The sequence below is a fragment of the Psychrobacter sp. S1-30-MNA-CIBAN-0213 genome (assembly GCF_040309845.1).
Taxonomy (GTDB): Bacteria; Pseudomonadota; Gammaproteobacteria; order Pseudomonadales; family Moraxellaceae; genus Psychrobacter.
This window is the reverse complement of record NZ_JBEOPE010000078.1, coordinates 1-268: the sequence shown is the minus strand read 5'-3', so window position 1 is coordinate 268 and position 268 is coordinate 1. Positions and strand designations below refer to the sequence as shown.

Genomic DNA, 268 nt, shown 5'->3' with positions numbered 1-268 from the left:
CAGCAATACGACCAAATTCGATTGATTCAATTTGCTCTTCTTTAATATCACCAATTGACCATTCTTCCTGATCAAGATCGGTGATAGCAAGCTGACAAGCTGGCATTTCATGGTCTTCATCTGCAACCACTGTCCAGTAACGATAAGTATCGTAATCGCCAGTTGCACGGTCGATTGCTACCCGTACAGCCACTTCTGGCTGCTCGGTATATACTTTTTTCTTAGTCGATACCACTAAAGCGTCTTCAATTGCTTCAAAGATATCTTC

Annotated in this window: 1 protein-coding gene; it reads right to left on the bottom strand. The window is 42.2% G+C overall.

Going from position 1 to position 268, the window contains the following annotated elements; all coding sequences use genetic code 11:
• Positions 1–268: NusA N-terminal domain-containing protein (locus tag AAEY87_RS14025; protein ID WP_350657615.1), on the bottom strand; the 268-nt coding region annotated here is incomplete at both ends.